Below are 5,697 nucleotides of genomic sequence, written 5' to 3'. Positions count from 1 at the left end.
GCCGCGGGGGTGTGTGGGGGGGGGGGCGCGGTCCTGTCCGCGGGGTGCGGTGATCCCCCCCCCCCCCCCCCTCTCGTCTCGGCGCGGGCCCCCCCCCGCGCCACCCCCCCTACCCCGCGTCTCCTTACGCGCGCACCTGGGGCTGCTCCGCCTGCTCCGGCTGTCCCGGCCCGGCGGCGACCGGCCCGGCGGTGACCGGCTCGGCCGCCGTCGGCGCGGACAGCCCGCGCAGCAGCAGCCAGGCCAGCACGCCCGCGCCGAGCAGCAGCACCCCGGCCAGCAGCCCGGCGCTGTTCATGCCGTGCACGAAGGCGTCCCGGGCGCTCGCCAGCAGCGGCCGGGCGAGGTCCGGCGACAGCCCCTCCGCCGTCTCCACGGCCGCGCCCAGCGACTCCCCGGCCCGGGCGGCGACCTCCGGGGAGGCCCCGGCCGGTACGGACAGCCCGTTCGCGTAGATCGAGCCGACCACCGAGCCGACCAGCGCGATGCCGAGCGCGGTGCCCAGCTCGTACGCGGTCTCGGAGACCGCCGAGGCGGCCCCGGCCTTGTCAGCGGGCGCGGCGCTCAGCACCAGGTCGGCGCCGAGGGTGTAGACCACGCCCTCCGCGGTGCCGGTGATCAGGAAGGAGACCGCCAGCAGCAGGTAGGTGGTGTCCTGCTGGAGCCAGCCCAGCGCGCCCGCCGCCAGGCCCATCGCCAGCAGGCTGACGGTCAGCGCCTTGCGCGCGCCGAAGCGCCGGGCGATCCGGGCGGTCAGCAGACCGCCCGCCACCGAGCCGGCGAAGGCCGGCAGCTCCGCCAGGCCCGCCTGGAGCGGCTCGTAGCCGCGCACCAGCTGGAGGTACTGCGAGACCACGAAGATCACGCCGGACAGGCCGACCAGGGAGATCAGCGAGGCCGTGACGGCGGCGGTGAACCGCCGGTCGCGGAACAGCCGGACGTCCAGCAGCGGGGTCTCCAGCCGCAGCTGGCGGCGGACGAACAGGGTGAGCGCGGCGGCGCCGAGCAGGAAGGTGACCGGGACGTCCCAGCGGGCCACGCCGTGCGCGGCGGCCTCCTTGATCGCGTAGACCACGCCGATCACCCCGGCCATCGACAGCCCGACGCTCAGCACGTCCCAGCGGCCCGGCTTCGGGTCCTTGGACTCCGGCAGCAGCCAGGCGCCGAGCACCAGCAGCAGGAGCAGCACCGGGATGTTCAGCAGGAACACCGAGCCCCACCAGAAGTGCTCCAGCAGCAGCCCGCCGACCACCGGCCCGAGCGCGGCACCGGCCGTGGCGGCCGCGCCCCAGATGCCGATCGCGGTGGCCCGCTCCCGGTCGTCCGGGAAGAGGCTGCGGATCAGCGACAGGGTGGAGGGCATGATCGTCGCCCCGGCGACGCCGAGCAGCGCGCGGGCCAGGATCAGCCAGCCCGGGCCCGGCGCGTACGCGGCCAGCAGGGAGGCCGCGCCGAAGGCGGCGGCACCGGTCAGCAGGAGCTTCTTGCGGCCGATCCGGTCGCTCAGGGCGCCCATGCTGACCAGCAGACCGGCCAGCACGAAGGAGTAGGAGTCGCCGATCCACAGGAGCTGGGTGCCGCTGGGGCGCAGCGTCTCGCTGATGGACGGAATGGCGAGGGAGAGCACGGTCGCGTCGAGGGCGACCACGGTGACGGCCAGCACCAGGACGGCGAGGCCGGTCCAGCGCTGGCGGACGGTCAGGGCGGGGGTACTGCTCATGCGCCCACCTCGCTGCGCTCGGCAGACGCTTCGCTCAATGCGCTGCCCTTGATGATTCGCTCGCTTCGCTCGCTCATGGTGTATCGGTTTCCGGTTTCCGGTCCGAGGTGCTGTGGGTCGCGGCGACAGGGGTGGCGGCGACAGGGGTGGTGACAGGCGTGGCGACGGGTGCGGCGGCCTCCGGCCGGCGCAGCGCGCCGCCGAGGAACAGCTCGGCGAGCGAGAAGGCGGCGTCGCGCGGGGCGAGCCGGCCGTCCTGGATGGCCCAGCCGATCCCGGCCACCAGGTCGAAGAAGGCCTCGCTCAGCCAGGCGGCGCTCAGCTCGATCCGGAAGACGCCCTCGCGCTGCCCGCGCAGGAAGAGCGCGTGCAGCCGGTCGATCTGGACCTCCCAGAGGTCGTTGATGTCCGCGTGGTCGTAGAGCTGGTTCTCGCCGGCCAGGAAGGCGCAGAGCATGGCGTCCGGGACGGCGGCGTCCACCAGGCGGCGCAGCGCGGCCTGGGCGTCGCCCTCCTCGGTGGCGGCGGTGTCCAGGGCGGCGGCGAAGCGCTGCAGGCCCAGCAGGCCGACCTCGCGGATCAGCGCGTCGCGGCCGGGGAACAGCCGGTGCAGGGTGGCCCGGCTGATGCCCGCGCTGCGGGCGATCTCGTCCAGGTGGGCGGTGGGGCGGCGGGACAGCACGCCGACGGCGGCTTCCAGAACGGTGTCGCGGTCGGTGGCCATGCAACGAGTGTAGGCCAAGTGAGACACCGATGTCTCACTTTTACGGTGCGGATCTCATCTGCGAGGCCGGTGACCGGTCGGCGGGCAGCAAAAAACCGGGGACGGCGGGTGCCGTCCCCGGTCGGGGTGGAGCGGGCCGCACGGCCCGCGCCGCTGCGCTCAGCTCTGGTTGTAGAACCCGGTGTCGTCGATCGGCCGGTCGATCACCATCACCTCGACGTCCGCCGGGGTGAGCAGGAAGACCCGGCGGGCGATCCGCTCGATGCCGCCCTGGGTGCCGAAGATCAGCCCCGAGGCGAAGTCGACCATGCGCTTGGCCTCGGCCTCGTTCATCTCGGTGAGGTCCATCACCACCGGGATGGACGCCCGGATGTGCTCACCGACCGTGCGGGCCGCCTCGAAGCCCGTCGGCCGCAGGGAGACGATCTTCGCGGGCGCGGGGACGGCCGGCACCGTCTCCTGATCCACCCACTCGTCGTCGTACACCGCGGCCGGGTAGTTCCCGGAGGGCATCAGCCACCCGTTGTGGTGCTCGTCGCGAAGTGCTCCCATGCCGCGCCTCCCTGCCTCGTCCCGTCTGGTCCCCCGGGGGTGAGTGTCCTTCTTGACACGTCATCCACTCGACGGAACTGTCCGAGTATCGCACTGTTCACCGGTCCCGTGCCCGCTCGCGGCCCCCGTAAGAGTCGTGCCGTGCCGGAAACCCGGGCGGACCCGGGCAAAGAGAGCGACGCGGCGCAGCTCCGTACGGTTGCGCGCGTAGACCATATCGGTAGCGGTCACCGCGCAATTGACCTTCTGTCAACAATGCGGAAACGATTTCACTCGCCGGTCGAACCGTCCACCAGTTCGCGCAACAAATCCGCGTGACCGTTGTGTCGCGCGTACTCCTCGATCATGTGGACCAGGATCCAGCGGAGCGTCACCTCCCGGTCGTGGCGCGGCCGCTTGCCGACGGTGTCCAGCGGCAGACCGGCCGACGCCCGGCGGGCGGCCTCGATCTCGGCGCGCCAGGTGGCGAAGTCCGCCGCGACGTCGGCGGTGGCCACGTTGTCGAAGTCGCCGTCCGGATCCGCCTCGGTCCAGTAGTGACCGGTGGCGACCTCCGCGCCCAGCAGCACGCCCTGGAACCAGTGCCGTTCCACCTCGGCCATGTGCCGGACCAGGCCGAGCAGCGAGAGCGTGGACGGCGGGACGGAGCGCAGCCGCAGCTGGTCGTCGGTCAGGCCCGCGCATTTCAGGGCGAGCGTGCTGCGGTGGTAGTCGAGCCAGGAGATGAGCATGGCGGCCTCGTCGGCGGCCATCGGCGGGTCGACCCGCGGGGTGAGTTCGGTCATGCCGGACATCCTGGCCGCCGACGGCCCGCCGGTGCGACCGAATTGTCGCCCGGCGGGTGGGCCCGCGGGTGGGGGAGGGCGACGGCGGCGGCCGGCGGGTGTTGGCCTTCTGTCCTGCGGCACGGGCTCGTTGGTGGATTTTCCGCCGAGATCACCCCGGGCCGTTGACCGCCGGGCCTCCCGACCGATTGGCTCGGTCGAGAGCCCGCCGCCGGGAGGGAGCCCGGCCGGGCGAGCAGAGGGGACTGAGCTCATGACACGTACCACCCGGACCACACGTACCACCCGGGGCACCCGCGACCGCCGGCTGCTGGGCGCCGGCAGCGTGCTGGCCGCCGCCGTCGCACTCGCCGTCACCGCCGCCCCCGCCCAGGCCGACCCGGCGCTGCGCGGCACCGTCCGGATCAGCACCGGGGTGAACGGCGCCGCCCCCGACGACCAGTCCTGGAGCCAGGGGGTCAGCGCGGACGGCCGCTACGCCCTGTTCACCTCCTGGGCCAAGAACCTGGTGCCCCAGCCCACCGTGGGCGGGCGCGACGCCTATCTGCGGGACCTGCGCACCGGCCGCACCGAGCGGGTCAACCTCTCCGACTCGGGCGAGGCGCTGAACGGCTGGACCGACCAGGCCGCGATCAACGCCGACGGCCGCTACGTCGCCTTCGAGAGCAACGCCGACAACGTGGTGCCCGGCATGCAGGTCAAGGGCCGCACCGAGGTGTACCTCCGGGACCGCAGGACCGGCCGCACCGAGCTGGTCAGCGGCGGGCTCACGGCCACCGACACCGACCAGTTCCACGCCTCCTACGCGCCGCAGATCAGCGCCGACGGCCGGTACGTGGTCTACGTGTCCTCCCGGACGGACCTCGACCCGACCGTGGTGGACCCCGCGCCCGGAGCCGGTGCCGGGGCCGCACCCGGGGCCGCGCCCTCGCTGGCCAGGCCGTACACCTGGAAGATCAACGTCTACCTCACCGACCGCCGGACCCACACCACCCGGCTGATCTCCCGGGACACGGCCGGCAAGCCGGGCGAGAGCACCTCCTTCCGCCCGACCATCAGCGCGAACGGGCGCACCATCGGCTTCGGCTCGCTCTCCGAGCTGCTGCCGACCGGGCCGACCCCCGCCCCGGCGGCCCCCACCGCCCCCACCGCCCGCGCCGCGGCGCCGGAGCTGTCCCTGGCCCGGCCGACCAGCGCCGTCTACTACACCTGGAACGCGGCCTCCGGGAAGCTCACGCCCGCCAGCTACGACGTCGACGGCAAGGTCGCCGACGCGGACTTCGACGCCACCGTCAGCCCGGACGGCCGGTACGCCGTCTACTCCCTGCCCGAGCCGGGCGGCTCCACCGGCGGCCACCGCTACCACACCGTGCTGCACGTCCGGGACCTGCGGACGGGCGCCGTGCGGAAGGTGAGCGGCGGCCTGCCGGGGACCACCTCGGTCGGCTCCTCCGGGCACGGCTCGATCACCGCCGACAACCGGTGGCTCTACTTCGACTCCGCCGCCGACAACCTGGTGCCGGGCCCCCAGCACCCGGGCTGGGACGTCTACCGCCAGGACCTGCGCACCGGCCGCACCGAGCGGGTCACCACCGCGCCGGACGGCTCGGCCGGCAACGGCTCCTCCAACGCCCCGTTCGTGTCCGCGGCCGGGAACACCCTGGTGTTCGAATCGACCAGCGGCAACCTGGTCGCCGGTACCGACGCCCCGGCGGCCGAGGGCTCCCAGGCCTTCGCCCGGCCGACCGGCAGCCGGTCGGACGACGGCGACGACCAGGGCGAGGACCAGGACGACTGACCGGGAGGACCGACCGGGCACCGGGGGGGGGGGGGGGGGGGGCGCCCCGCGCCGGGGGGGAAGCACCGCCGCGCCGCACCCCCACAAGAAACACGAGGGGGGTGGGGGTGGGGGGGGT

The 5,697-nt window shown here is 74.1% G+C and carries 5 protein-coding genes; 1 reads left to right on the top strand and 4 read right to left on the bottom strand.

Going from position 1 to position 5,697, the window contains the following annotated elements; all coding sequences use genetic code 11:
* Positions 1-124 precede the first annotated feature (124 nt).
* The 4 genes from ACFWXO_RS15305 to ACFWXO_RS15290 form a co-directional block, all read right to left on the bottom strand.
* Positions 125-1,720, bottom strand: a complete 1,596-nt coding sequence (locus ACFWXO_RS15305; RefSeq protein ID WP_380524405.1) for an MFS transporter — start codon at positions 1,718-1,720, stop codon at positions 125-127.
* Between the two features lie 73 nt (positions 1,721-1,793).
* Positions 1,794-2,444, bottom strand: coding sequence for a TetR/AcrR family transcriptional regulator (locus tag ACFWXO_RS15300; protein ID WP_380524403.1), 651 nt, complete (start codon positions 2,442-2,444; stop codon positions 1,794-1,796).
* A 159-nt stretch (positions 2,445-2,603) separates the two neighbouring features.
* A complete protein-coding gene (locus ACFWXO_RS15295; RefSeq protein ID WP_375886552.1) occupies positions 2,604-2,996 on the bottom strand; it encodes a cell division protein SepF in 393 nt (130 codons plus the stop codon).
* A gap of 269 nt (positions 2,997-3,265) precedes the next feature.
* Positions 3,266-3,781, bottom strand: a complete 516-nt coding sequence (locus tag ACFWXO_RS15290) for a DinB family protein (protein ID WP_380524401.1) — start codon at positions 3,779-3,781, stop codon at positions 3,266-3,268.
* Between the two features lie 253 nt (positions 3,782-4,034).
* Between ACFWXO_RS15290 and ACFWXO_RS15285 the strand changes: the two genes are divergently transcribed.
* Positions 4,035-5,579, top strand: a complete 1,545-nt coding sequence (locus tag ACFWXO_RS15285; protein WP_380524399.1) for a TolB family protein — start codon at positions 4,035-4,037, stop codon at positions 5,577-5,579.
* Positions 5,580-5,697: the final 118 nt, after the last annotated feature.

It is taken from the genome of Kitasatospora sp. NPDC059088, assembly GCF_042738155.1.
GTDB lineage: Bacteria > Actinomycetota > Actinomycetes > Streptomycetales > Streptomycetaceae > Kitasatospora.
The sequence above is the reverse complement of the archived record's forward strand: the minus strand, read 5'-3'. Positions and strand labels throughout refer to the sequence as shown.

Bases quoted from the DNA above. Each gene is read 5' to 3' on its own strand.
- ACFWXO_RS15300 (WP_380524403.1), bottom strand. From the start codon at position 2,444: ATGGCCACCGACCGCGACACCGTTCTGGAAGCCGCCGTCGGCGTGCTG.
- ACFWXO_RS15290 (WP_380524401.1), bottom strand. From the start codon at position 3,781: ATGACCGAACTCACCCCGCGGGTCGACCCGCCGATGGCCGCCGACGAG.
- ACFWXO_RS15295 (WP_375886552.1), bottom strand. From the start codon at position 2,996: ATGGGAGCACTTCGCGACGAGCACCACAACGGGTGGCTGATGCCCTCC.
- ACFWXO_RS15305 (WP_380524405.1), bottom strand. From the start codon at position 1,720: ATGAGCAGTACCCCCGCCCTGACCGTCCGCCAGCGCTGGACCGGCCTC.
- ACFWXO_RS15285 (WP_380524399.1), top strand. From the start codon at position 4,035: ATGACACGTACCACCCGGACCACACGTACCACCCGGGGCACCCGCGAC.